Here is a 23,715-nt window from a genome sequence, read left to right on the forward strand (position 1 = left end):
ACACCTTTAACTGAATTGGCGCACACAAACATCATCTATCCGCCTTAACCACTCGCTCCAGTCCCACGCTTCAACACCTGCCGCGATAGCCAAAAAGAAGGCGCCGGATTCAGCGCCTTGGCAAGCGTGAAACGGCGCAACCGGATAGCATCCGCCCCCGGTACGCCGCAGCATCGCCGACGGGACAGGGCACCAACGCCGAAGCGGGACGCTTGATGCATCGCCAAGGCGACACACGCACCGCTACGGCGTCATACGCAGTCACAGGACCACAGCTACAGCTACAGCGTCGGCATGGTGAAGTGACCGCCGCTATCACGTACCTCGCTGGGCCAGCGCTGGGTGATGGTCTTCATGCGGGTGTAGAAGCGCACGCCGTCGGGGCCATGCATATGCAGCGGGCCGAACAGCGAGCGCTTCCAGCCGCCAAAGCTGTGAAAGGCCATGGGCACCGGGATCGGCACGTTGACGCCGACCATGCCGACCTGAATGCGCTCGCAGTACTGGCGAGCGGCGGCGCCGTCACGGGTAAAGATGGCGGTACCATTGCCGTATTCGTGGTCGTTGACCATGGCCAGGGCGTCTTCGAAGCTGTCGACGCGGGCGATCGCCAGCACCGGGCCAAAGATTTCCTCGCGGTGGATGCGCATGCCCGGCGTGACGTGGTCGAACAGCGACCCCCCGACGAAGAAGCCATTGCCGGCGTTGTCGATAGTCGCCTCGCGTCCGTCCACCACCAGCTCGGCGCCCTCGTCGACGCCGGCCTGGATATAGCCGACCACCTTGTCCAGGTGAGCGCGGGTGACCAGCGGCCCCATGTCGTGGTCGGGCCCCTCCTTGATGCCGGGGCCGACGCTCAGCGTCTGCAGCCGTTCGACCAGCTTGGCGCGCAACCGCTCGGCGGTCTCCTCGCCCACCGGCACCGCCACCGAGATCGCCATGCAGCGCTCGCCGGCGCTGCCGTAGGCCGCGCCCATCAACGCATCCACCGCCTGGTCGAGGTCGGCATCGGGCATCACCACCATGTGGTTCTTGGCGCCGCCCAGCGCCTGAACCCGCTTGCCGTGGGCAGACGCCGTGGCGTAGATGTATTCGGCGATGGGCGTCGAGCCGACGAAGCTGACCGCCTGCACCCGCTCATCGGTGAGCAGCACGTCCACGCTCTCCTTGTCGCCATTGACCACGTTAAACACGCCGTCCGGCAGGCCGGCTTGCTTGAGCAGCTCGGCCAGACGCATCGGCGTGGACGGATCCTTCTCCGATGGCTTCATCACGAAGGTGTTGCCACAGGCCAGCGCCACCGGGAACATCCACATCGGTACCATGGCCGGGAAGTTGAACGGTGAGATGCCGGCGCACACGCCCAGCGGCTGCATCAGCGAGAAGCTGTCGACACCGGTGCCGACGTTGAGGGAATGTTCGCCCTTCTGCAGGTGCGGTATGCCGCAGGCGAATTCCACCACCTCGAGCCCGCGTGTCAGCTCGCCCTTGGCGTCGGAGAACACCTTGCCGTGCTCGGAGGAAATCAGCCGCGCGATCTCGTCGGCGTGCTCTTCCACCAGCGCCTTGAACTTGAACAGAATGCGTGAACGCTTGAGCGGTGACATTTTGGCCCAGCCGGGGAAGGCTTCGTCGGCGACGCGGATGGCGTCACGGGTCTCGTCGGCGCTGGACAGTGCTACCTGACGTGTCACCTCGCCGCTGGCCGGGTCGAAGACCTCGGCAGTGCGGCCACTGTGGCTGGCCTGGGGCTGGCCGGCGATAAAGTTGCCCAGAATGGTCATGCGGTGCTCCTGATACAAAGAGTTATCGAACAGATGACTGAAGACATCGGCACGGGGGTCGCTGTCACGAGGCCAGGGCCAGCCCGGCCTCGTCGCAGCAGCGTGCAAGATGGTCATAGCCCTTGCGGGCATAGGTCAGTGGATGGGCCACGGCGGGATCCTGCTCGGCCTCCACCACCACCCAGCCCTGGTAGTCGTGCGCGACCAGCCCCTGGAACAACCGGCCATAGTCGATGAAGCCATCACCGGGCACGGTGAACATGCCGTCCAGTACCCCTTCCAGGAAGCTCCGGTTGCGGTTGCGCACATCGGCCAGCACCTCGGCACGGATATCCTTGCAGTGCACATGGTTGACGCGTGCAGCGTGACGCTCGAGCACGCCGAACGGATCGCCACCGGCAGCCACCAGGTGGCCGGTGTCCAGCAGCAGGCCCAGCGCCGGTCCGGTGGCCGCCATCAGCCGGTCGATGTCGGCCTCGGATTCCACCAGCGTTCCCAGATGGTGGTGATAGGCGATCTGCACGCCCTCGCGCTGGCAGTGTTCGGCCACCTGGTCAAGGCGCTCGGTAAACAGCGTCCATTCCTCGTCGCTCATGGTGGGGCGATGGCTCAGCGGTACCCCCATCTGTCCATGCACGCAGCGCGAGACCTCGCAGAACACCATGACCCTGGCGCCGAGCGCCTTGAGCAGTTCCAGATGGGGCGTCAGCGCTGCGATCTCCTCCTCGGCGCTGCGGGTCAAAAGCTCGGCGCTGTACCAGCCTGACACCAGCGACAGTTGGTGACGCTCGAGGATCGGCCCCAGGGTGGCGGCGTCGCGGGGGAACTTGTGGCCCAGCTCGAAGCCGTCGAAACCGGCCTCTCGTCCCTCGGCGAGGCAGGTCTCCAGCGGGGTGTCTCCGCCCAGCGAGGGCAGGTCATCATTGGTCCAGGTCAGGGGGTTGATGCCCAGTCTTATGCTCATGGCGTCCTCCGGCGTTCGGTGCTCCAGGCGCCGGCGCGCCTGGAATATTTGGTTGTTGTGGCAGAGCGGACTCGGGCCTAGAGATTTCTGGCCTGACGCGCCTTGTGGGACTGATAGCGCTCGCGGGCGTCCACCACCTCCTGACGCGGCGAGACTTCAGGCACCGCCACGTCCCACCAGGCACCACCTTCCTTGGTGTCGTTGAGGCCATCGGTGTCGATGGCGATCACATAGCTGATGTCGGACGCCTTGGCGCGCTCGAGGGCCTGCTCAAGCTCAGCGATATTGGCGACCTTCTCGCTATTGGCGCCCAGGGCGGCGGCGTGGGCGGCGAAGTCGGTCTTGGGCGCGCCGGCCTCGACGCTCAGGCAGTCCTCCAGCCGGTTGTTGAAGCCGGGGCCGCCGCAGAATTGCTGAAGTCGATGGATGCAGCCATAGCCGCGATTGTCGAGCACCACCGCGATGATCTTGTGCCCCAGCATTACCGAGGTGGCGATCTCCGAGTTCATCATCAGGTAGGAGCCGTCACCGACCATCACGAACACCTCTGAATCGGGCAGCGCCATCTTGGTGCCGAGGCCTCCGGCAAGTTCGTAGCCCATGCAGGAGTAGCCGTATTCCATGTGGTAGCCGCGATCGAAGCGAGTACGCCACAGTTTCTGCAGCTCGCCCGGCAGCCCCCCCGCGGCACACACCACGATGTCGCGTTCGCCGGCGGCGCGGTTGACCGCCCCCACCACCTCGGCGTCACAGGGCAGCCCGGTGCCGCGATCCTGGGTCACCCGTTCCACGGTGGCATTCCAGTCATCGCGCAGCGCGGCCGCCCGCTCGCTCCAGGACGAGGCCGGCCGCCACGGGGCGGTGCCCTGCTCGAGCCCGTCCTTCAGGCTGACAAGGCTCAGGCGGGCATCGCCCACCAGCGGCTGGGCGTAGTGCTTGACCGCATCGAAGGAGGCCACGTTGAGACACAGTATCTTCGCCTCGGGGTTGATCAGCGCCCGGGAGCCAGAGGCGAAATCGCCAAGCCGGGTGCCCACGGCGATGATCAGATCCGCTTCCTGGGCCAAGCTGTTGGCGGCGGCTGAACCGGTCACACCCAGGGTGCCGACGTTGCTGGCATGGTCCCAGGGCAGCGCGCCCTTGCCCGCCTGGGTCTCGGTCACTGGCACCTGGTAGCGGCTGACGAAGGCGTCGAGCTCAGCCAGCGCCTCGGCGTAGTGGACGCCGCCACCGGCCACCAGCAGCGGTCGCTCGGCCGAGCGGATCAAGGCGATGGCTTCGTCGAGCTCGCGCGGGTCGGCGGCCTGACGGCGCAGGTGGTGTACCTTCTCGGCAAAGAAGTGCTCGGGGTAGTCGTAGGCCTCGGTCTGGATGTCCTGGGGCAGCGCCAGAGTCACCGGACCACACTCCACCGGGTCAGTCAGCACCCGCATCGCCTGGGGCAGCGACGTCAGCAGTTGCTCCGGCCGGGTGATGCGATCGAAGAAGCGACTCACCGGCTTGAAGCAGTCGTTGGAGGTCAGGGTGTGGTCGTGGAAGTTCTCGACCTGCTGCAGCACCGGATCGGGCTTGCGCGTGGCGAAGGTGTCGCCCGGCAGCAGCAGTAGCGGCAGTCGATTGACGTGGGCCACCGCCGCCGCGGTTACCATGTTCACCGAACCAGGACCGGCGGAGGCGGTACAGGCCATCACCTGGCGCCGATTGAGCGTCTTGGTGAAGGCAATGGCGGCGTGGCACATGGCCTGCTCGTTGTGGGCGCGGTAGGTCGGCAGCGTCTCACGGGCCTGATACAGCGCCTCGCCGAGACCAGCCACGTTGCCGTGGCCGAAGATCGCCCAGACGCCGGGAAACAGCGGCTTGATCTGGCCGGCGACGTTCACCTTCTGGGCCTGCATGTAGCGGATCACCGCCTGGGACATGGTCAGTCGAATCGTGGACATGGCAATGCTCTCGGAGATGGCTGCCGGGTCCTGAGAGGACCCGGATTATCGTTATCTTGGTCATGGTCTGGGAGCGCTACCACGCTCACCCCCATTTCGCTCATTCTCGTTCAGACGCTCTGGCGTTCTTTCCAGCAGTCCACCAGTTCGCGGTAATTGGCGACGACATCGTCGATCAGCGCCTGGTCGTCGGCCTCGCCGGCGAGCCAGCGACGGCTGGGCTCGGCAAAGATCGAGCGCCCCACCGCGAAGCCCTTGCACACGTCGAACCCGGCACTGTCCATGAAGCCCTTCTTGAGCATCTCGAGGGGCGCATCGAGCCCCAGCATCACCACGCCGCGACAGTGGGGGGCCCGTCGTGCCAGCAGCACGCTGATGCGCTCCCAGGCCGCGGGGGTCTGCGGCGGCAGCTTCCACCAGTCGGGATAGACGCCGAGGTTGTAAAAGCGCTGCATGGCGTTGAGAAAGGTATCGTCATCGCTTTGCTGATCCTTGGGCGGAATGATCTCGAGCAGCAGCTCGTGCCCGGTCCGGAGGCAGGCGTCATACAGCTCCACCACCTGGCGCTCCTGGGTGCGGCGCAGGTCGAGCTGGTCCTCCGGGTGGTAGAACACCAGGCACTTGACGATGTGCTCGCGAGGCCAGGCGGCCAGTCGGGCACCGATATTGCGCCCGCCTTCCAGCTCGATGGGACGCGAGCTCGGCAACTCCACCGGGCGGCCAATCCACCAGCCGCGCCCGGTCACGTCGTTGAGTGCATCCTGACCGTAGGTGTCGTCGATCAGCACGCCCATCTGGCTGTCACCGATATGTCCGGCGCCCTGCTCCGCCGCCTGCACCAGCAGCCGTTTCAACGTCTTGATCCTTCCAGGGTCGGCGCCGACCTCCCGGGCCATGTCGTAGAATTGCTTGCGATGGTCGAAGGCCAGCACGCACAGATCCGACCACTGCGTCGGGCTACGCTGGGTGGTGACCCGGTGCAGGTGGTTGAGCCGCGTGTCCAGGTCGGGACGCGGGATATCCTCGGCGCGACTCAGGTAGTCGTCGAGTTCCTCGCTGCTGGGAATCGCCGGGGCACAGCCGTGGCGGGAGACCACCAGGGCCCCGCAGGCGTTGGCGTAGGCACAGCTTTGCTCATGACTTTCGCCGTTGAGCCAGCCGCGCAGAAAACCGCTGAGGAAGGCGTCACCGGCACCCAGCACATTGAGCACCTCGACACGTACCCCGGTGAATACCTCGAACTCGGACTCGCTGTCGGGAATCTCACCGTCGAGCACGGTGCAGCCCTGCGCCCCCAGCTTGAGCACGATGGAGGCATCGCTCAGCTCGCGAATGCGCTTGAGCGCGGTGATGGTGTCGGTGCTGCCACCGGCGATGTGGACCTCTTCCTCGGTGCCGACCACCAGGTCCAGGTCCGGCAGAATGGTCTGCAGGTGGGCGCTGACACCATCATCGGAGATAAAGCGGGTCTCGCCGTCACCCAGCGAGGTCAGGCCCCACAGCACCGGACGATAGTCGATATCGAGAATCACCTTGGTGCCGGCCGCCTTGGCGTATTCGATGGCGGTCTTGCTGGCCTGATAGGTGCCGTCGGTGGAGAAATGGGTACCGGTGATCAACAGCGCCCGACTGGAGGCGATGAACTCGGGATCCATGTCATCGGCACTGATCGCCATGTCGGCGCAATTGTCGCGATAGAAGATCAGCGGAAAGGTGTCCTGATCCTTGATGCCCAGGATCACCAGACCGGTGAGTCGTTCCTGGTCGGTGATGACCTGACTGACTTCCACGCCCACCCGGGCCAGTTCCTCGCGTACGAAGCGCCCCATGTGCTCGTCGCCGACCCGCGTCAGCATGGCAGACTTCAGCCCCATGCGAGCGGTACCGTAGGCGATATTGGCCGACGAGCCGCCGAGGTACTTGTTGAAGGACGACATGTCCTCGAGCCGGCTGCCGATCTGTTCGCCGTAGAAATCCACGGCCGCTCGGCCCAGGCAGATTAGGTCCAGCGTCTTGTTGGTGGTCATGGCGTCACCCTGGTGTGGTCACGATAAGCCGTGCTCTGCCCGTGACGGGCGTCCCGACGACTTTGGATTGTTCGTTCTATTTGAATCCATGATAGAACTGATATTCCACTCGTTCAATCTCTGGAACAGCCGATTCAGTTCATCTTTGGTCGTAGCAGTGTCCGGGAAGCACGGGAGCCTGCCGTTACGCTACCGGGCGGCAAGTCGCCCCGCCCGGTGGCGTCGGACAGGGCGTGGAGGTAGCGCGGCCAGGACGAGCCTCAGCGTGGGTTGAAGTAGGTATCGACGTAGCGCTGGATCTCCTGGCGCATAAAGCGCGAGGAGTCTTCGGCGCGCTCTTCCCAGGCGAACACACAGGCGGTCATGATGCCGTCGAAGCCGACCTCGGCCAGCGTCTTGAAGAACAGATCCCAGTCGATCTCGCCCTGGCCGATATCCAGATGCTGGTGGATGCGTGCGGTGGAGCCCGGCGGATTGATGATGTAGCGCAGCCCCGACGATCCCTTGTGATTGAAGGTATCCGCCACGTGGACGTGGGCCAGCACCGGGGCGCTGTCACGGATCATCTGCGCCATGTCATCGCCAAAGTGGAAGGTATGGGGTGCGCAGTAGAGAAACTTCACGTTGTCCGAGTCGATGGTACGAATCATGTCCACCGCCGGGTGCAGCGTCTCGACAAAGTCATCCGGGTGTGGCTCGACGTTGAGCTGGATGCCTTCGCGCTCGAAGATCGGTACCAGCTCCTCCATCGAGCGCCACCAGGCGGCCTCGCTGGATTCGGTGGTGGCGCCGCCATGGCAGCAGGCTGAGCAACTGCCACGCTCGGGGTGCGGGCCACGACCGAACTCGGAGTTCATGGTGTCCACACCCATTTCCACCGCCACCTCGATGGCCTTCTTCCAGTACTTCACCGCCGCCTGGCGCTCGTCCTCGTGGGGACTGGCCCAGCGGAACATCGGCAGCAGCGAGGCGATCTCGACCTCGCTGTCCTTGAGCGCCTGCTTGAAGGAGCGCAGGCGGGACGGGAACACCCGGGGGTGGACGAACCAGTCGAAGAAGTCATCCCGGGGCGACAGCTCGAGATAGTCGTATCCCAGGTCCTTGGCCAGGCGCGGCAGCTTTTCCAGGGGCACGTGGCGATGCATGAAGGGGTCGAGGGCGATTTTCATGGAAGTCTCCTTATCATTGTTCACGCTCAGGTTCAGGACGTTGTCACTGAACCAGGTGGGTGGCGTTCAGCACGACACGGGCGGATCGCAGCGTGGTCAACCTCGATGGATGTGGCGGTCACGGCGGCGATTCAGGCCACTCCATCGCGGATGACGTCAATGCTGCGCGCGAGGGCATCCGCCGGATCCTGCAGCGCGTGTACCGACTCGGCGAAGGGCTCGAAGGACAGGTAACCGCGATAACCATCGGCGAGCAGGCGACGCACCTGTTCGACGTTGTCGAGGCGATCGCCCTCACCCACCAGCACCCGGTCGCCGTCGAGCATGGCGTCGAAGGTCAGCGTCGGATCCTCGACGCCGGACAGGTGAACCAGGCCGGTGCGCGCGGCGAACAGTGACTCTTCACCGGCCCCTCGATGGTGAAAGGTGTCGTGCACCAGCGAAAAGCGCGCCGGCTCCGATGGCCCCAGGATGGCGACGGCCTCGTCGATGGCGGCCACAGCGTCAGCCTTGAGTCGCAACGACGAGTCAGGAAAGCCCAGTGGCTCGACGAACCCCACGAGCCCGTGACGATCCAGGATTGCCCCCAGCTCCACCAGCGCCTTGGTCACATCGGTGGCTGTTGGTGCATCTTCGGGCGTGGCGACCAGCGGACACAGCACCAGCCCCCGGGCGCCCGCCGCCGCTGCCCGTTCGACCAGGTGCTCGGCCTGAACGGCGCGCTCCTTGTCCCACACATTGAACGGATACAGCGCATTGACGCTGAGCACGCTCAGACCCAGCTCCCGGGCCAGCTCTCCGGCGGCAACGGCCTGCTCGAGGGTCGCCAGGCTGTTGTCGCCGACATCGTTGCGCAGCTCCACCGCGTCGATGCCGAGCTCGACGGCCAGGCGCATCAGCTGCTCGATGGAGTAGCGAGGACAGACCATATGGTTAAGGGCAAAGTGCAGTGATCGAGATGGCATGGGGCGCTCCCTGAGCCGAGAAGAAGGTGCCGGAAACGTCACATCAGAACTGTTTTGCAACCGGTTAGGTCGCACTTTAGAACAAAAATTCCCAAGGTCAAATAGAGGGAATGTTTCCTCCTCTAGTGCCTTGGCATTCAGCTGATTGTGGCTTTTTCCCGCTAATCAATCATCTGGGCTCGGCTTCTAGCCCACTAAGACCGACGGCGTGGCCGCAACTTGTCGACCAAAGTACAAGGCGACCCTCCCCCTCCAGGGGAACAATGATAGCCTTGGCACTGAATGAAACGTTCCATTCGAGCGTTCTATACTAAAGCATAAATGGAATTTTTATTCCCAATTGACTAGGGTGATCCCAGACGACGGCCAACGCTGGGCAACACCCTGCAACCGAGTGAACCGCCATGGCAGAGCTACCTCAGGATTTCAGCGCGCTGGAAGCGCAGATCACCGAGCAGTACCCCGACCTCAGCCGTCGCCTGCAGCAGACGGCGCGTTTTCTGCTCGATCACCCGCAGGAAGTAGCCTTTTCCACCGTGGCGAGGCTGGCCGAGCAGGCGGGCGTCACGCCGTCCACGCTGATTCGCTTTGCCAACAGCCTTGGGTTCAAGGGCTTCTCGGACATGCAGAAGCTGTTTCGCTCACGCCTGGTGGATGAGTTGCCCAACTACTCAGAGCGCATCCACGCGGTGCGCTCCGCCACCGGTGAAACCCCCAGCGGCTCTCAACTGCTGTGGGAATTTGCCGACGCCAACCGGGAAATGCTCGAGCAACTCCCCGGGCGTACCGACCCGCGTCAGCTGGAGAGCGCGCTGGACCTTCTGGAAGGCGCCGAGGCGGTGCACCTGATGGGCATGCGCCGCACCTTCCCGGTGGCAAGCTACCTGCAGTACGCACTCAACCACGTCGACAAACGCTGCTTCTTGATCAATGCCCTGGGCGGTATGCATCAGGAACAGGCACGGGCCATCGGTCCCCGCGACGCCCTGCTGGCGGTGAGCTTCTCGCCCTACGCATCGGAAACCCGCGAAGTAGCCGAACAGACCCGTGATAAAGGCGTGCCGGTGGTTGCCATCACCGATTCCACCCTGAGCCCGCTGGCCCGCGTCGCCGACGTGACCCTGGTGGTACAGGAAGCGGAAGTGAAGAGCTTCCGCGGCCTCACCGCCACCCTGTGCCTGGCCCAGAGCATGGCCATCGCCCTGGGCGTGCGCCAGGACAGCGCCGCCGACAAGGGCTCGTCTCCCGAGGCCCCTGCCTCGGGCTAGCCGCCAGCTCGCCCCTCGACACTCTGGCCCGCCCACGCCCCGCGCCCTGCGCGACCGGGCAGGCCACCAACAGGAGATCCTGTCCATGACATCGCTTCTTGTACGCCCCCAGAGCCCCGACGCCGACGGCAAGGTGCTGGAAGTCACCCCGCAATCCGCTGGCTGGGACCACGTCGGCTTTCGTGTCCACCGGCTGCAAAAGGGCCAGCGTCTGAGCGGCGAGACCGGCTCTCGCGAACACTGCCTGGTGCTGTTGAGCGGACGTGCCACCGTCGCCGGCGCCGGCGAACGCTGGGAGGACATCGGCGAGCGCATGGACATCTTCGACAAGGTGCCACCCTACTCGGTCTACCTGCCCGATGGAGCGGACTTCGAGGTCGAGGCACTGACCGATCTCGAGATCGCGGTGTGCAGCGCACCGGGCCACGGCAACCACAAGGCCAGGCTGATCGCGCCACAGCAGGTCAAGTGCTCCACCCGCGGCGGCGGCACCAACACTCGGCATATCCACGACATCCTGCCGGAGACCGAACCCGCCGACGGCCTGCTGGTGGTCGAGGTCTACACACCGCCAGGCAACTGGTCGAGCTATCCGCCCCACAAGCACGACGTCGACAATCTGCCCGAGGAGTCGATCCTCGAGGAAACCTACTACCACCGGCTGAATCCGAGCCAGGGCTTCGCCTTTCAGCGGGTCTACACCGATGACCGCTCGCTGGACGAGACCATGGCGGTAGACAATGGCTGCTGCGTGATGGTGCCTCGGGGCTACCATCCGGTGGGTGCACCTCACGGCTACGAGCTTTACTACCTCAACGTGATGGCCGGTCCCAAGCGCGAATGGAAGTTCAAGAACGACCCTGAACACGAGTGGATCGTGCAGCAACAGTAGCCGTACAAACTCCGCCGATTCCGGCAGCCCAGGTAAGGGCTGGCGTCATCGGCGGACCAAGGAACGTCTCTCTCTTTGCCCCGCCACCGGCGGGGCTTTTTTATGGTGCATCGCTTCCCTTTTCCGCCAGCCGCGGACAGGCCATCTTGGCAGCAGCCTTGACCAGCATATTCATATCGCTAACGACTGATGGTCTGCTTCAGCGCGTCGATCGACGACTGGATACCGGCCTCGGTGGACATGGTGAAGTCCTCCATCTCGAGGCTGACCCAGTCGTTGTAGCCCTGCATCCGCACCACCGAGAAGAACTCCTTCCACCACTGAAGATCATGTCCCGCCCCCACCGCCACATAGTTCCAGGCGCGATTGGCGACGTCGGTGACCTCGGCGAGCTCGAGCAGACCGTTGACATCGGCCAGCCCCCGCTCGATGCGGGTATCCTTGCCGTGGCAGTGGTGGATGGCATCGCCCAGTGCCCTGGCCGCGGCGATCGGGCAGGCGCCCTTCCAGAACAGGTGCGAAGGGTCCAGGTTCATGCCGACCTTGGGCCCGACCTCGTCACGCAGGCGAAACAGGGTCTGGGGGTTCCACACCAGCATCGCCGAAAAATTTTCCAGCGCGAATCGCTCGACACCGACCTCATCGGCCAGCCTCACCAGGCCGTGCCAGTAGGGAAAGGCGCAGTCTTCCCACTGGTACCGATCGCGCTCGGGCATCTCATCGGGCCAGCTCTTGGTGTAGACGAGCCAATTGGGCACGCTGTCCCCCGGCGCCGCCGCCGGCAGGCCCGACATGGTGACGATGCGCTCGACCCCGATCTCACCGGCGAGCCGGATGGTCTTTTCGATCTCACCTCGGTGGCGCTCGCCGAGTTCCCCCGGGTCGAGCGGATTGCCGGAACAGTTCAAGGCGGCGATCTTCAGTCCCCGGGCGTCGATCTCCTTCAGGCGTGAGGCCAGCAGGCTTCTATCGGCGAGCAGTTCGTCGGCACGAAAATGTGGCGCCGGCGACCAGCCACCACCGGTCATCTCGATACCTTCCACCCCGAGCGCCACGCACTTGTCGAGCATCTCGGTAAAGCTGAGGTCCGCCATCACATCGGTACAGATGGAGAGCTTCATGGCATTGTCCTGTCATATGGCTGTGTGGTTTCGCCGTTGCTTGGGTGGACGCATCGGCGGCGGCGCGGGCACAAAGGGCTCTTCCGACGGCGACCTATGCCAACACCTCAAGAGGGTCAACACCGTCATCCGACCCGATGCAACCGGTTGCAAATAGGCCAGCACGAGCCTAGTATGGAATGAAAAATTCCGTCAAGGAGCATCGATGAATATTCGTTCCGATCGCGACCAAGGTCGCAAGGTGACCTCCGCCCAGGTGGCCGAACGGGCCGGTGTCTCCAAGTGGACGGTGTCGCGGGCCTTCACTCCCGGCGCCTCGATCTCAGAGAATGCCCGACAGCGCGTGATGGAGGCCGCCGAAGCCCTGGGCTATCGCCCCAACCTGCTGGCACGAAGCCTGACCACAAGACGCACTCAACTGATCGGCGTCGTCGTCGATCAATTCGCCAACCCGCATACCCAGGCGATGCTGAATGCCGCCACCCTGGCGCTGCAACAGCGGGGCCAGCTGTCGATACTCTTGAATATTTCACCACCGGTGCGCTCCGGTGAGCTGCTCGATATCGCCGAGCGCTTCCAGGTCGACGGGCTGTTGTTTCTCGGCACGGTGCTGAGCGAGGACATCGTGCGCTTTGCCACAGAGCGCCAGCACGTGCCACTGGTGCAGCTGTTTCGTACCACCGAGGTGGACGGGGTGCAGATCGTGGCAATTCAGGAGCATGCGGCTGGCGCCGAAATCGCCCGGCTGCTGCTCGGCGAAGGTCATCGACGGCTGGGCTATCTGGCCGGCCCCGACAGCGGCAGATCACGACTGCCCCGTCTCGACGGCTATCGCCAGACGCTTGAGGATCACGGCCTGACCCTGGCAGCCACGCTGGCTGCCACGGATTATCGCCACGCTCTGGGGTATCAGGCGATGCACGACTACCTGCAAAGGACACCGGCGGCACAGCGCCTGGATGCGCTGTTCTGCGAAAACGACATCCTTGCCATCGGCGCCCTCGATGCCCTGCACCAGGCCGGCCTCGACGGACAGCTGGCGATCGTCGGCTTCGACGATATCGAGCTGGCCGCCTCACCGCGCTACCGTCTGACAAGCTACCAGCCGAACCTCGATGCGGTGGTGGACAGCGCCATCACACACCTGCTCGATCGACGTATCCCTGGTGACCCAACGCTGCTCCCAGGCCGGCTGGTGGTGCGTGACTCTCATCGCTTTGCTGGAAAAGATTGAGTCACAAGCCCAGAGCCCCGGGGCTCACACCTCCTCGACGTAGACCGTGCGCCCCTCGCGACGTGAGATATCCGCCGCCTCGGCCAACCGCAACGCCTCGACACCATCCGTGATACCGGCGCGGGGCGCGCGGCCTTCCCGCCAGCTCTGGTAGAAATCGTCAAGCTCGCGGCGATAGGCCTCGGCGTAGCGCTCGAGGAAGAACCAGCGCGGCGCTTCCTCCAGTTGGCCCTGCTTGCCGACGAACTTGAGTCGGGTGTCGCACTCGTTCTGGGCCTGCAACATGCCGTCACTGCCGAAGGCCTCGATGCGCTGGTCGTAGCCGTATACCGCGCGCCGAGAATTGCTGATGGTGCACAAGCGCCCCGAGGCCGTCTTCATCACCACCACCGCGCTGTCCACATCCCCGGCCTCGCCGATGGCCGGGTCCACCAGACAACTGCCGCTGGCGTGGACGCTGACGATGGGCTCGTCGAGCAGCCAGCGGGCCATGTCGAAGTCGTGGATCATCATGTCGCGGAACAGCCCACCTGACCCCTTGACGTACTCGAGGGGCGGCGGCTCGGGGTCGCGACTGGTGATCGCCAGCGTCTCCAGCTTGCCGATGCGGCCCTGCCCCAATTGATCCTTGAGCGCCGAAAACTGCGGGTCATGGCGACGATTGAAGGCCAAGGCGCAGAGGCTTTGCGCCACACGCTCGGCGGTCGCCCGTGACGCCGCCAGATCCAGGGCGATGGGCTTCTCGCACAGCATTGCCTTGCCCGCCGATGCGGCGCGCTCCAGGTAGTCGATATGGGTCGCCGTGCTGGAAGCGATCAGCACGGCGTCGATCTCGGGGTCCTCGAACACGTCATCGATGTCCCGAGCCCGGGAGCCAAAGTCCCGCGCCAGGGTCTCGGCGGCCTCGGGATAGGCATCCACTACCGCCGCCAACGTGACCTCGGGGTGGGCGGCGATGGACAGTGCGTGCACCCTGCCGATCCTTCCTGCTCCGATCAATGCCAGTTTCATCGTCTGCTCCTTGTATCCATGTGCATTGCCGCGAAGGGGTATGCCTTGGTGGCTTTCAGGCGAACGGGATTACCACGATCAATCGTCGATCGACAGTGAGACCCCGGCAGCCCCCAAGCCTGTTGCCCAGCCTACGCAAAAAGGAACAAACATTCCGCATAGACCAAAGTATAGAATTTTTGAATTGTTAATTTCTCCCTTGGAATCTACATTTCATAACACGACGAATCGAAACATCCGTCCGCGAGTTCGAAACACGTCCATCAACACTGCGGACGTCTCCGCCCCTACAACAAGACGACCCTCACAAGGAGTCACCATGAGCACCACCGCCTCTCCCACCAGCCAAGATAAGGACGAGCGTCTTGCCCACGTCAGTCCGCTGAAGAAAGCCCTGCACCGACCGGAGTTCGGCTCCGTCGCCGGCGCCCTGCTGGTCATCGTGTTCTTCGCCCTGGTTGCCTCGGGCACCGGCATGTTCTCCGGCGCCGGGGTCATCAACTTCCTCGAAGTCTCTGCCCAGCTCGGCATCCTGGCCGTAGCGGCGGCGCTGTTGATGATCGGTGGCGAGTTCGACCTGTCGATCGGTTCGATGATCGGCTTCGCCGGCATGTTGATCGCTATCCCTGCGGTGCAGTACGGCTGGCCCATCTGGGCGGCGCTGTCCTTCGCCTTCGGCTGCGCCCTGGCGATCGGCGCCTTGAACGGCTGGCTGGTGGTCAAGACCGGACTGCCTTCCTTTATTGTCACCCTGGGCTTTCTGTTCATCCTGCGCGGGGTGGCTATCGGCATTCCCCGCCTGATGGCGGATCGCACTCAGATCGGCGGGGTCCATGACGTCATCGGCAACGACTGGTTCGCGGCGCTATTCAGCGGCGAGGTCGGCGAGGGCTTCTTCCTCTGGCTGTCCGAGATCGGCGTGATCGGTACCAACTTCGCCGGCAATCCCACCGTCAGCGGCATCCCGGTCTCCATCGTGTGGTGGCTCGGCCTGACCGCGCTGGCCACCTGGGTGTTGCTGTTCACCCGCTTCGGCAACTGGATCTTCGCCTGCGGCGGCGACAAGGAAGCGGCACGCAACGTCGGTGTCCCGGTCAATCTGGTCAAGATCGTGCTGTTCATGTTCACCGCCTTCGCCGCCTGCGTGTTCGCCGCCCTGCAGGTGATGGACACCGGCTCGGCCGACTCCATCCGCGGCATCCTCAAGGAGCTCGAGGCGATCATCGCGGTGGTCATCGGCGGCGCCCTGCTCACCGGCGGCTACGGCTCCGCCATCGGCGCCAGCTTCGGTGCGCTGATCTTCGGCATGGTGCAGATGGGCATCTTCTATACCGGCGTCAACACCGACTGGTTCCAGGTATTCCTCGGCGCGATGCTGCTGATCGCGGTGCTGTTCAACAACTACGTGCGTCGCAAGGCGCTGGAGGCCAAGTAATGAACGCTCCCGTCCCGATGATCGAAATGCGCGACGTAGCCAAGCACTTCGGCAGCGTGATCGCCCTGAGCGGCATCTCCATGAAGGTTCACTCCGGCGAGGTCATGTGCCTGCTGGGTGACAACGGCGCCGGCAAGTCGACCCTGATCAAGACCCTCTCGGGGGTCCACGTACCGACCCACGGCGAGTTCCTGGTCGACGGCAAGGAGGCCCACTTCAGCTCGCCCTCGGATGCCCTCGATGCCGGCATCGCCACGGTGTTCCAGGATCTGGCGATGATCCCGCTGATGTCGATCACCCGGAACTTCTTCATGGGCCGCGAACCTACCAGGGGCTGGGGACCGACCCGTCGCGTCGACTGGACGTTCGCCGATCGCGTCGCCAAGGAAGAGATGGCCAAGATCGGTATCGATGTGCGCGATCCGGCTCAGCCGGTCGGCACCCTTTCCGGTGGCGAGCGCCAGTGCGTGGCCATCGCCCGGGCGGTGTACTTCGGCGCCAAGGTGCTGATCCTCGACGAGCCCACCTCGGCGCTCGGGGTCAAGCAGGCCTCGGTGGTGCTGCGCTACATCGCCAAGGCCCGCGCCGATGGCCTGGCGGTCATCTTCATCACCCACAACGTGCACCACGCCTATCCGGTGGGTGACGCCTTCACCATCCTCAAGCGCGGCTCCAGCTTCGGCACCTTCCGCAAGGACGAGGTCAGCCGTGAGGAAGTGCTCAACATGATGGCCGGTGGCGCCGAGCTCGAGAGCCTGGACGCCGAGCTTGCAGAATTTCAGCGCGCCGACGGCAACGGCCAGGCGGCCTGAACAGGGAGAGTTTCCATGCAAGATCGTTCATTCAAAGGTCAGGTGGCCATCGTCACCGGTTCCACCCAGGGACTGGGCGAGGCGGTGGCTCGCCACCTGCTGGGTCGTGGCCTGTCCGGCCTGGTCATCTGCGGGCGCCAGCGGGACAAGGGCGAAGCCCTGGCTCGCGAGCTCGAGGGTCTGGGTGAGGACGCCAAGGTGCTGTTCGTGCCCACCGACATGACCCGGGTCGACGACTGCCGCCGGCTGGTGGCCCAGGCCGATGAGGCCTTCGGGCGCATCGACATGCTGATCAACTGCGCCGGCAACACCGAGCGCGGCACCCTGCTCGACACCGACGAGGCCGCCTACGACCGACTGTTCGCGGTCAACACCAAGGCGCCCTTCTTCCTGATGCAGGAAGCTGCGCGGCGAATGATCCGCGACGGTATCGAAGGCCGCGTGGTCAATATCCTCAGCATGTCCGGCCACGGCGGCCAGCCCTTCATCTGCGCCTACAGCGGCAGCAAGGGGGCGCTGGCCACCCTGACCCGCAACGCCGCCTACTCGCTGCTGCGCAATCGCATCCGCGTCAATGGCCTCAACATCGGCTGGATGAACACCCCGGGCGAACACCGCATCCAGACGGATACCCACGGTGCCGAGGATAACTGGCTGGAAGCGGCCGCCCGCGCGCAGCCCATGGGGCGCCTGCTGGAACCGGAAGAGGTCGCCAGCGCGGTGGCCTTCCTGGCCAGCGACGCCTCGGGAATGATGACCGGGACCATCGTCGACATGGACCAGAGCGTGCTGGGCTGTCACGACAGCGCGCCGCAGCCGCCCGCCGCCATGCGCTGGCCTGACTGAGGAGGACAGACGATGGAGCATTTCATCGATCGAACCCAGCTTGATGTGGCCGCCTTCGAGGCCCTGGTCCAATCGACGACCAATGCCGAAGAACTGCCCCAGGCCGAGCGCATCGTCTCCGGCATCCCGCTCTACCGCGCAAGCCATGCCCTTGACTGTCTCGCCGACCCGCAGCGGCGGCGCACGCTGCTTGACGAGTGGCATCACTGCCTGCTGGACGGTCCCGGGGTGCTGGCGATCACCGGAATGATGGAGCGGACCACGGTGGACCGCGCCAGCGAGAGCTTTCTTGCGCTGATCGAAGCTGAACGGGGACACGGCCAGCAGGGCGACCATTTTGCTGCGCCGGGTGCCAATGATCGCCTGTGGAATGCCTTCCAGAAGCACGGCGAGGCCGACCCGGACGGTTTCGTCGACTACTACGCCAACCCGGTGCTGGCCCTGGTGGCCGAAGCCTGGCTTGGCCCGGGCTACCAGATCACCTCCCAGGTCAATGTGGTTAAACCGGGCGGGCGCGCTCAGTTGCCTCATCGCGACTATCACCTGGGTTTTCTGAGCGAGGCACAGGCGCTGGGCTACCCGCTGTCATTGCAGGTCGCCTCACAACACCTGACGCTGCAGGGCGCCGTGGCCCACGACGACATGCCGCTGGAAAGCGGACCAACCCAGTTGTTGCCTCACTCCCAGCGCTACCCCGAAGGCTATCTGGCCTACCGCGACCCGGCCTTCCAGCAAGTATTCGCCCGCCATCGCGTTCAGCTTCCGCTGACCAGGGGCGACGGCCTGTTCTTCAACCCGGCGCTGTTTCACGCCGCTGGCGACAACGACAGCCAGGACCTGCGGCGCATGGCCAACCTGCTGCAGATCTCCTCGGCCTTTGGCCGTGCCATGGAGAGCGTCGACAACACACGCCTGGTGCGCGCCGGCTTTCCCGCGCTAAAGGCCCGCTTTCAGCGCGATGGCTGGACAGCGGCGATCCGCGCAGGTGTGACCGCCCTGGCCGAGGCCTACCCGTTCCCGGCCAATCTGGATCGCACCCCGCCCCAGGGCGGGATGGCCCCCCAGAGCCAATGCGAGTTGCTGACACTGGCCCTGGACGAAGACTGGGACGCCGACCGCCTGGACCGGGCACTCGACCGGATGGCGCAGGACCGACGCGCCTGAATCGCTGCATCAACGTGACACCCCTGAGCACGATCACCCGCAACACCAACAACAATCGGAGTACAGCCATGAGCAAGAGCACCGACAAGACCAGCGCAACACACACCGGGGTCAAGCGCCCCATCCCGTTCTCCAGGGCCATCACCGGCGCCCTGGTCGCTGGCGCCATGGCGCTGTCGGCGAGCCAGGCGGCCGTTGCCCAGGACGCCGACCCGCTGAAGTTCGTGGCGATCACCCATATCGTCGCGGCGGACCCCTTCGGCAACGTCCTCAAGCGCGGTTTCGAGGATGCCGCCGAGGAGATGGGAGTGGAGCTTCTCTACAACTCTCCGGCCCAGTACGACACCTCCCAGATGCTGAGGATGATCGAGCAGGCGATTGCCACCCAACCCGATGGCCTGGCGCTGACCATGCCCGATGCCAGCGCCTTCGCCGAGCCGGTGCGCGAGGCCATCGCCGCCGGTATCCCGGTGGTGGTGCTCAACACCGGCGAAGAGATCGCCGGTGAGATCGGCGCACTCAACTATGTCGGTCAGAGCGAGTACCGCGCGGGCAAGATGGCCGGTGAGCGCATGAAGGAAGCCGGCGTCGAGAGCCCCATCTGTATCAACTTCGCCCCCGGCCAGTCGCAGCTTGACGCCCGCTGCAAGGGCTTTACCGACGCCTTCGACGGCAGTGCCGAACAGATCTCCACCACCCAGGATCCCACCGCCATCACCAATGCCGTGCTCGCCCACCTCAACTCGAGCCCGGACACCGACGGCGTGCTGAGCCTGGGATCGCTGGCCACCGACCCGCTGATCAACGAATTCCGTAGCCAGGGCGCCATGGGCCAGATCGCCTTCGCCACCTTCGACCTGTCCGCAGAGACACTGGAAGCGGTTCGTGATGGCGAGATGCTGTTCGCCATGGATCAGCAGCAGTACCTTCAGGGCTACCTGCCGATCATCTCGCTGGCGCTGTACAACCGCTACGGCCTCAAGCCCACCAACAATATCCAGACCGGGCCAAACTTCATCACCCAGGAAAACGCCGAACAGGTCATCGAGCTGACTCAGCAGGGCTATCGCTAAGCGGCCACCTCACCCAATGGCCATCCGCCACCATGGCAAGGCCGGCGACTCACCGAGCAGGCCTTGTCGGTACTGATCATCCACACCTCGCCCGCCCTTCATGGGCGGGTTCGCTTGACAGGAGCATCACATGAAAATCGGCCTCGTCACCGACAGCCTGGCCAATATGTCACTGGACGACCTGCTCGCCTTCTGCGCCGAACAGGGCATCGAGTGCGTGGAATTTTCCATCGGCAACTGGTCGGACTCGCCCCACCTCGACGCCGCAGCACTGCTCGACAGCGAAGCCGCACGCCAGGACCTCAAGGCCAGGCTCGCCCACCATGGCGTCACGATTTCCGCCTTCAACGCCAACGGCAACTCGCTGCACCCCACCGATGGCGAGCGCCAGCACAGGGTGGTCGAGCAAGCCATCGCGCTGTCCCGTCACTTCGAGGTGCCCCGGGTCAATCTGATGTCGGGTCTGCCTGGCGGTGGCCCGGATGACCGTTTCCCCAACTGGGTGACCGCCGCCTGGCCACCGGAAACCGCCCAGATGCTCGACTACCAGTGGAACGAGGTCGCGCTGCCCTACTGGCGCAAGCTGGCCGACCACGCCCGCGGCGAAGGGATTCGTGAACTATGCCTGGAGATGCATGGCAACCAGCTGGTCTACAACCTGCCGGGCTTCCTGCGCCTGCATGGCGAGATCGGCGACATCGTCGGCCTCAACTTCGATCCCAGCCACCTTCTGTGGATGGGCGCCGATCCCATCGAGGTGGTCCAGCGCTACGCCCGCCACATCTACCATGTCCACGCCAAGGACACCGCGCTCAACCCGGCGGCGGTGGGCCTGACCTCCCGTCTGGATAACCAGCCCATGGGCGATTTCCGTGATCGCGGCTGGTCCTACGTGACCCTCGGCTACGGCCAGAAACTCGAGTGGTGGAAGGACTTCTGCTACTGGCTGCAGGCCGGGGGCTACCAGGACGGCGTGCTGAGCATCGAGCACGAGGATATCAACCTGTCGCGCCGGGAGGGCGTGGTGCGCTCGGTGGAACTGCTGCGCGCCTGCATGCCCAGCGAAAAGCCCGACTATGAGCTGCCCAACGCCAACTAGGCTACGCCGGTGATCGCCCGGCTCGACCAGCCTCACCATCCCCGGCCGACGTGACCGACGTGGCCCACCAGCGGAGACAAGCGAATGTCCAAGGCGCTCAACATTGGCCTGATCGGTAGCGGCTTCATGGGTCAGGCCCACGCCGATGCCTATCGCCGTGCCCGCACCCTTTACCATGATCTGCCGCTGCGTCCTCGCCTGGTCGCCATCGCCGACCAGGGCGATCAGGCCGCCAGGGCCGCCGCCGAACGACTGGACGTCGAGCGCGCCTACGGCGACTGGCGGGAGCTGGTCGCCGACCCACAGGTGGAGGTGGTGGACATCACCTCGCCCAACGCCCTGCACTTCGACATGGCGATGGCCGCCATCGACCATGGCAAGCACGTCTACTGCGAAAAGCCCCTGGCCATGAACGATGACCAGGCGGCGAAGATGGCCGAGGCGGCCCGCGCCCGCGGGGTCAAGACCATGGTCGCCTTCAACAACATCAAGACGCCGGCGGCCCTGCTCGCCAGGCGGCTGATCGACGAGGGTGCCATCGGCACACCGATACGCTTTCGCGGCACCTTCGACCAGGGTTTCTTCAACGATCCCGAGCTGCCCTGGTCCTGGCGCTGTTCGCGCCAGCAGGCCGGCACCGGGTCACTGGGCGACCTGGGCGCCCACACCATCAGCGTCGCCCAGTTCCTGATGGGCGATATCGAGGAGGTCTGCGCCCAGAGCCAGATCCTGTTTGCGACCCGGCCCGTGGTGGATGGAGCCGGCGAGGGCGCCGGCTACGCCAGCAAGGCGACCGCAGGCGCCGAGCGTCGTGAGGTCGAGAACGACGACCAGACCCAGGCGCTGGTGCGTTTCGCCAACGGTGCCGGCGGCGTGATCGAAAGCTCTCGGGTGGCCGCCGGCAAGGTCTTCGGCATCGGCTGGGAGGTCAGCGGCAGCGAGGGCACCCTGGTGATGGACGGCGAGCGCTTCAACGAGCTCAAGCTCTTTCGCTATGCCGACCGGCGTGAGGATCGTGGCTTCAAGACCCTGCTGGCGGGCTCCCAGGTGCCGCAGTTCCGCGCCTTCTTTCCGTTCGACTACGGTGGTGGCGGCATCGGCTACTTCGACGTCAAGGTGATCGAGGTCCACGACCTGGTCCAGGGCATCGCCTCATCTGCCGGCTGCTTCCCCGACTTCGCCTTCGGCCGCCACAACCAGAATATCCTCACCGCCATCGACGTCTCCTGCCAGGAGCGTCGCTGGGTATCGGTGCCCGACCCCCAGCAGCGCTCATCCGCACAGCTCACACCCTGACCGCAAGGAACCCGACCATGATCGACGCACCGGTACGCTGGGGCATCCTCTCCACCGCCAATATTGCGCGCATCAAGCTGATACCGGCGATGCGGGCGAGCGCCCACGCCGAGGTTCTGGCGGTGGGGTCACGCAACCAGGAATCGGCCCAGGCGTTTGCCGACGAGATGGATATTCCGCGCGCCTACGCAAGCTACGAAGCGGTGCTCGACGACCCGGAGGTGGAGGCGGTCTACATCCCGCTGCCCAACCATCTGCATATCGAGCTGGCTCAGAAGGCGCTGGACAAGGGCAAGCACGTGCTGTGCGAAAAGCCCCTGGCGCTTACCGCCGCACAGGCGGCGAGCCTCAGAGTGCCGCCGGGACTGCTGTTCTGCGAGGCCTTCATGGTGCGCCACCAGCCGCGCTGGCTGGCGGTAAAGGAGCGCATCGAGGCCGGCGACTACGGCGACATCCGCATGGTCCAGGCCATGCTCACCTTCGGTCTCGACGACCCCGGCAACTACCGCATGCGCCCGGAGTTCGGCGGTGGCGCGCTCTATGATGTCGGCTGCTACGCGGCCATGGCGACTCGCTTCGCCTTCGGCTGCGAACCCCGGCGGGTGATGGCCCACGCCAGCCGCGACCCGGAACATGGCGTGGACATCGTCGCCAGCGTGCTGCTCGACTACGGCGAGGGGCGCCACGCCAGCCTGATGGTCTCCACCGCCACCAGTGCCGCCCAGCACCTGCACATCGTCGGCAGCCAAGGTGCCATCGATCTGCCAGAGCCCTTTATCGCTCCGGTCGAGCGCCCGACCCGGGTGGTTCACGACAACGTCTTCGACCTCTATCAGAGCGACCCCAAGACGGAAACCTTCCCGCCCATGGACCAGTACGAACAGGAGGTCAGTCGTTTCTGCCGCGCCCTGCGCGGTGAGGAGGTCGGGCTCTATGGACTGGAGGATTCCATCGCCAATCTCAGGGTGATCGACGCCATCTTCGCCTCGGTCGACAGCGGCGGCTGGGCCGCAGTAGCGCAGTAGCGATATTCGTGAGGCATTTCCCCGCTACGGCGGGGTTTTTTTCAGGTTCATCGCACCTTTCCTGGAGCAAGGCCCGACAAGAGCCCGGGCGGGGTGCGCGCGCACCCCTTCCGGTCTCACGCGTGACGCGGGCTGTGCAGGCGCCTTTGCCACGCCCAAAGGGCGCTACTGGTGCCCAGCGAGGCAGCCAGGGCGAGGCCAAAGGACAGCACGGGGGAAAGGTGCGCGGCGGTTGCCGCAAGAACGGCGCTGAAGGCCACCAGGCTGAGCATGCCAAGCTGGGTGTCGGCCAGGGTGGCCCGGGCGACCTCGGCGCCGTAGCGCTGGTGCAGGGTCAGGGCGATGGTCAGCATGCCGATGGGGAAGCTCAGGGCGACGCCGGACAGCGCCGGGGCGATATCCGCCAGCACCACGGTCGCCAGACACACGATGCCCCCGGCCAGGGTGCCGCGTATCAGCAGGTCGGCCCAGACAAGCGGCGCCGACACCGCCGTCCGCGACAAGCCCAGCGCGCGCATCAGCCGCATCGCCAGGGCCAGGCAAGCGATGAACAGCACCAGCGCGAGACCCGTGCCGCCTGGCAAGACGGC

20 protein-coding genes are annotated in these 23,715 nt (G+C 65.0%); 11 read left to right on the top strand and 9 right to left on the bottom strand.

Annotation, left to right across the window (positions count from 1 at the left end; translation table 11 throughout):
- Nucleotides 1-281: 281 nt before the first annotated feature.
- The 6 genes from NH448_RS04565 to NH448_RS04590 all read right to left on the bottom strand — a co-directional run bounded on the left by NH448_RS04565 (nucleotide 282) and on the right by NH448_RS04590 (nucleotide 8,849).
- On the bottom strand, nucleotides 282-1,784 hold the full coding sequence (locus NH448_RS04565; protein ID WP_045993158.1) for a CoA-acylating methylmalonate-semialdehyde dehydrogenase: 1,503 nt from the start codon (nucleotides 1,782-1,784) through the stop codon (nucleotides 282-284).
- 64 nt (nucleotides 1,785-1,848) lie between these two features.
- A complete protein-coding gene (gene iolE / locus NH448_RS04570) occupies nucleotides 1,849-2,748 on the bottom strand; it encodes a myo-inosose-2 dehydratase (RefSeq protein WP_045993157.1) in 900 nt (299 codons plus the stop codon).
- Between the two features lie 77 nt (nucleotides 2,749-2,825).
- Nucleotides 2,826-4,688, bottom strand: coding sequence for a 3D-(3,5/4)-trihydroxycyclohexane-1,2-dione acylhydrolase (decyclizing) (gene iolD, locus NH448_RS04575; RefSeq protein WP_045993156.1), 1,863 nt, complete (start codon nucleotides 4,686-4,688; stop codon nucleotides 2,826-2,828).
- A gap of 110 nt (nucleotides 4,689-4,798) precedes the next feature.
- A complete protein-coding gene (iolC, locus tag NH448_RS04580; protein ID WP_253028450.1) occupies nucleotides 4,799-6,715 on the bottom strand; it encodes a 5-dehydro-2-deoxygluconokinase in 1,917 nt (638 codons plus the stop codon).
- 260 nt (nucleotides 6,716-6,975) lie between these two features.
- Nucleotides 6,976-7,884: a sugar phosphate isomerase/epimerase gene (locus NH448_RS04585; protein WP_045993154.1), complete on the bottom strand. Its 909-nt coding sequence runs from the start codon at nucleotides 7,882-7,884 to the stop codon at nucleotides 6,976-6,978.
- 131 nt (nucleotides 7,885-8,015) lie between these two features.
- A complete protein-coding gene (locus NH448_RS04590; protein ID WP_045993153.1) occupies nucleotides 8,016-8,849 on the bottom strand; it encodes a TIM barrel protein in 834 nt (277 codons plus the stop codon).
- A gap of 404 nt (nucleotides 8,850-9,253) precedes the next feature.
- Between NH448_RS04590 and NH448_RS04595 the strand changes: the two genes are divergently transcribed.
- Both NH448_RS04595 and iolB read left to right on the top strand, forming a co-directional pair.
- Complete coding sequence (locus NH448_RS04595; RefSeq protein ID WP_045993152.1) at nucleotides 9,254-10,117, top strand: MurR/RpiR family transcriptional regulator; 864 nt, start codon at nucleotides 9,254-9,256, stop codon at nucleotides 10,115-10,117.
- An 85-nt stretch (nucleotides 10,118-10,202) separates the two neighbouring features.
- Nucleotides 10,203-11,009, top strand: a complete 807-nt coding sequence (iolB, locus tag NH448_RS04600) for a 5-deoxy-glucuronate isomerase (protein WP_045993151.1) — start codon at nucleotides 10,203-10,205, stop codon at nucleotides 11,007-11,009.
- Nucleotides 11,010-11,188: 179 nt separating this feature from the next.
- On the opposite strand, the gene NH448_RS04605 is transcribed toward iolB, so the two are convergent.
- Nucleotides 11,189-12,130: a sugar phosphate isomerase/epimerase gene (locus NH448_RS04605; RefSeq protein ID WP_045993150.1), complete on the bottom strand. Its 942-nt coding sequence runs from the start codon at nucleotides 12,128-12,130 to the stop codon at nucleotides 11,189-11,191.
- Nucleotides 12,131-12,335: 205 nt separating this feature from the next.
- Here NH448_RS04605 and NH448_RS04610 point away from each other — a divergent pair, with 205 nt between their 5' ends.
- Nucleotides 12,336-13,364, top strand: a complete 1,029-nt coding sequence (locus tag NH448_RS04610; RefSeq protein WP_045993149.1) for a LacI family DNA-binding transcriptional regulator — start codon at nucleotides 12,336-12,338, stop codon at nucleotides 13,362-13,364.
- 24 nt (nucleotides 13,365-13,388) lie between these two features.
- Here the strand turns inward: NH448_RS04610 and iolG are convergent, their stop codons facing one another.
- Nucleotides 13,389-14,375 (bottom strand): inositol 2-dehydrogenase, encoded by a 987-nt coding sequence (gene iolG / locus NH448_RS04615; RefSeq protein ID WP_045993148.1) that lies wholly within the window; start codon nucleotides 14,373-14,375, stop codon nucleotides 13,389-13,391.
- 319 nt (nucleotides 14,376-14,694) lie between these two features.
- Here iolG and NH448_RS04620 point away from each other — a divergent pair, with 319 nt between their 5' ends.
- The 8 genes from NH448_RS04620 (at nucleotide 14,695) to NH448_RS04655 (ending at nucleotide 23,125) form a co-directional block, all read left to right on the top strand.
- Nucleotides 14,695-15,810: an ABC transporter permease gene (locus NH448_RS04620; protein WP_045993147.1), complete on the top strand. Its 1,116-nt coding sequence runs from the start codon at nucleotides 14,695-14,697 to the stop codon at nucleotides 15,808-15,810.
- A complete protein-coding gene (locus tag NH448_RS04625; RefSeq protein WP_045993146.1) occupies nucleotides 15,810-16,622 on the top strand; it encodes an ATP-binding cassette domain-containing protein in 813 nt (270 codons plus the stop codon). Before NH448_RS04620 ends, NH448_RS04625 begins: the two co-directional genes overlap by 1 nt.
- Before the next feature lie 15 nt (nucleotides 16,623-16,637).
- Nucleotides 16,638-17,468: an SDR family oxidoreductase gene (locus NH448_RS04630; protein ID WP_045993145.1), complete on the top strand. Its 831-nt coding sequence runs from the start codon at nucleotides 16,638-16,640 to the stop codon at nucleotides 17,466-17,468.
- A 12-nt stretch (nucleotides 17,469-17,480) separates the two neighbouring features.
- Nucleotides 17,481-18,632: a phytanoyl-CoA dioxygenase family protein gene (locus NH448_RS04635; RefSeq protein ID WP_045993144.1), complete on the top strand. Its 1,152-nt coding sequence runs from the start codon at nucleotides 17,481-17,483 to the stop codon at nucleotides 18,630-18,632.
- A gap of 68 nt (nucleotides 18,633-18,700) precedes the next feature.
- The gene (locus NH448_RS04640; protein ID WP_052704377.1) at nucleotides 18,701-19,705 is read left to right on the top strand and encodes a sugar ABC transporter substrate-binding protein; all 1,005 of its coding nucleotides are present in this window, start codon (nucleotides 18,701-18,703) and stop codon (nucleotides 19,703-19,705) included.
- 130 nt (nucleotides 19,706-19,835) lie between these two features.
- The gene (locus NH448_RS04645) at nucleotides 19,836-20,804 is read left to right on the top strand and encodes a sugar phosphate isomerase/epimerase (RefSeq protein WP_045993143.1); all 969 of its coding nucleotides are present in this window, start codon (nucleotides 19,836-19,838) and stop codon (nucleotides 20,802-20,804) included.
- An 84-nt stretch (nucleotides 20,805-20,888) separates the two neighbouring features.
- Complete coding sequence (locus NH448_RS04650; RefSeq protein WP_253028451.1) at nucleotides 20,889-22,100, top strand: Gfo/Idh/MocA family oxidoreductase; 1,212 nt, start codon at nucleotides 20,889-20,891, stop codon at nucleotides 22,098-22,100.
- Nucleotides 22,101-22,117: 17 nt separating this feature from the next.
- Nucleotides 22,118-23,125 carry a Gfo/Idh/MocA family oxidoreductase gene (locus NH448_RS04655; protein ID WP_253028452.1) on the top strand — a complete coding sequence of 336 codons (1,008 nt, stop codon included), beginning with the start codon at nucleotides 22,118-22,120 and terminating at the stop codon, nucleotides 23,123-23,125.
- Between the two features lie 116 nt (nucleotides 23,126-23,241).
- On the opposite strand, the gene NH448_RS04660 is transcribed toward NH448_RS04655, so the two are convergent.
- Nucleotides 23,242-23,715 (bottom strand): hypothetical protein (locus tag NH448_RS04660; RefSeq protein WP_253028453.1); only part of this gene is annotated, 474 nt, incomplete at its 5' end.

It is taken from the genome of Halomonas sp. OfavH-34-E, from assembly GCF_024124525.1.
In the GTDB taxonomy this organism is placed as follows: domain Bacteria; phylum Pseudomonadota; class Gammaproteobacteria; order Pseudomonadales; family Halomonadaceae; genus Halomonas; species Halomonas litopenaei.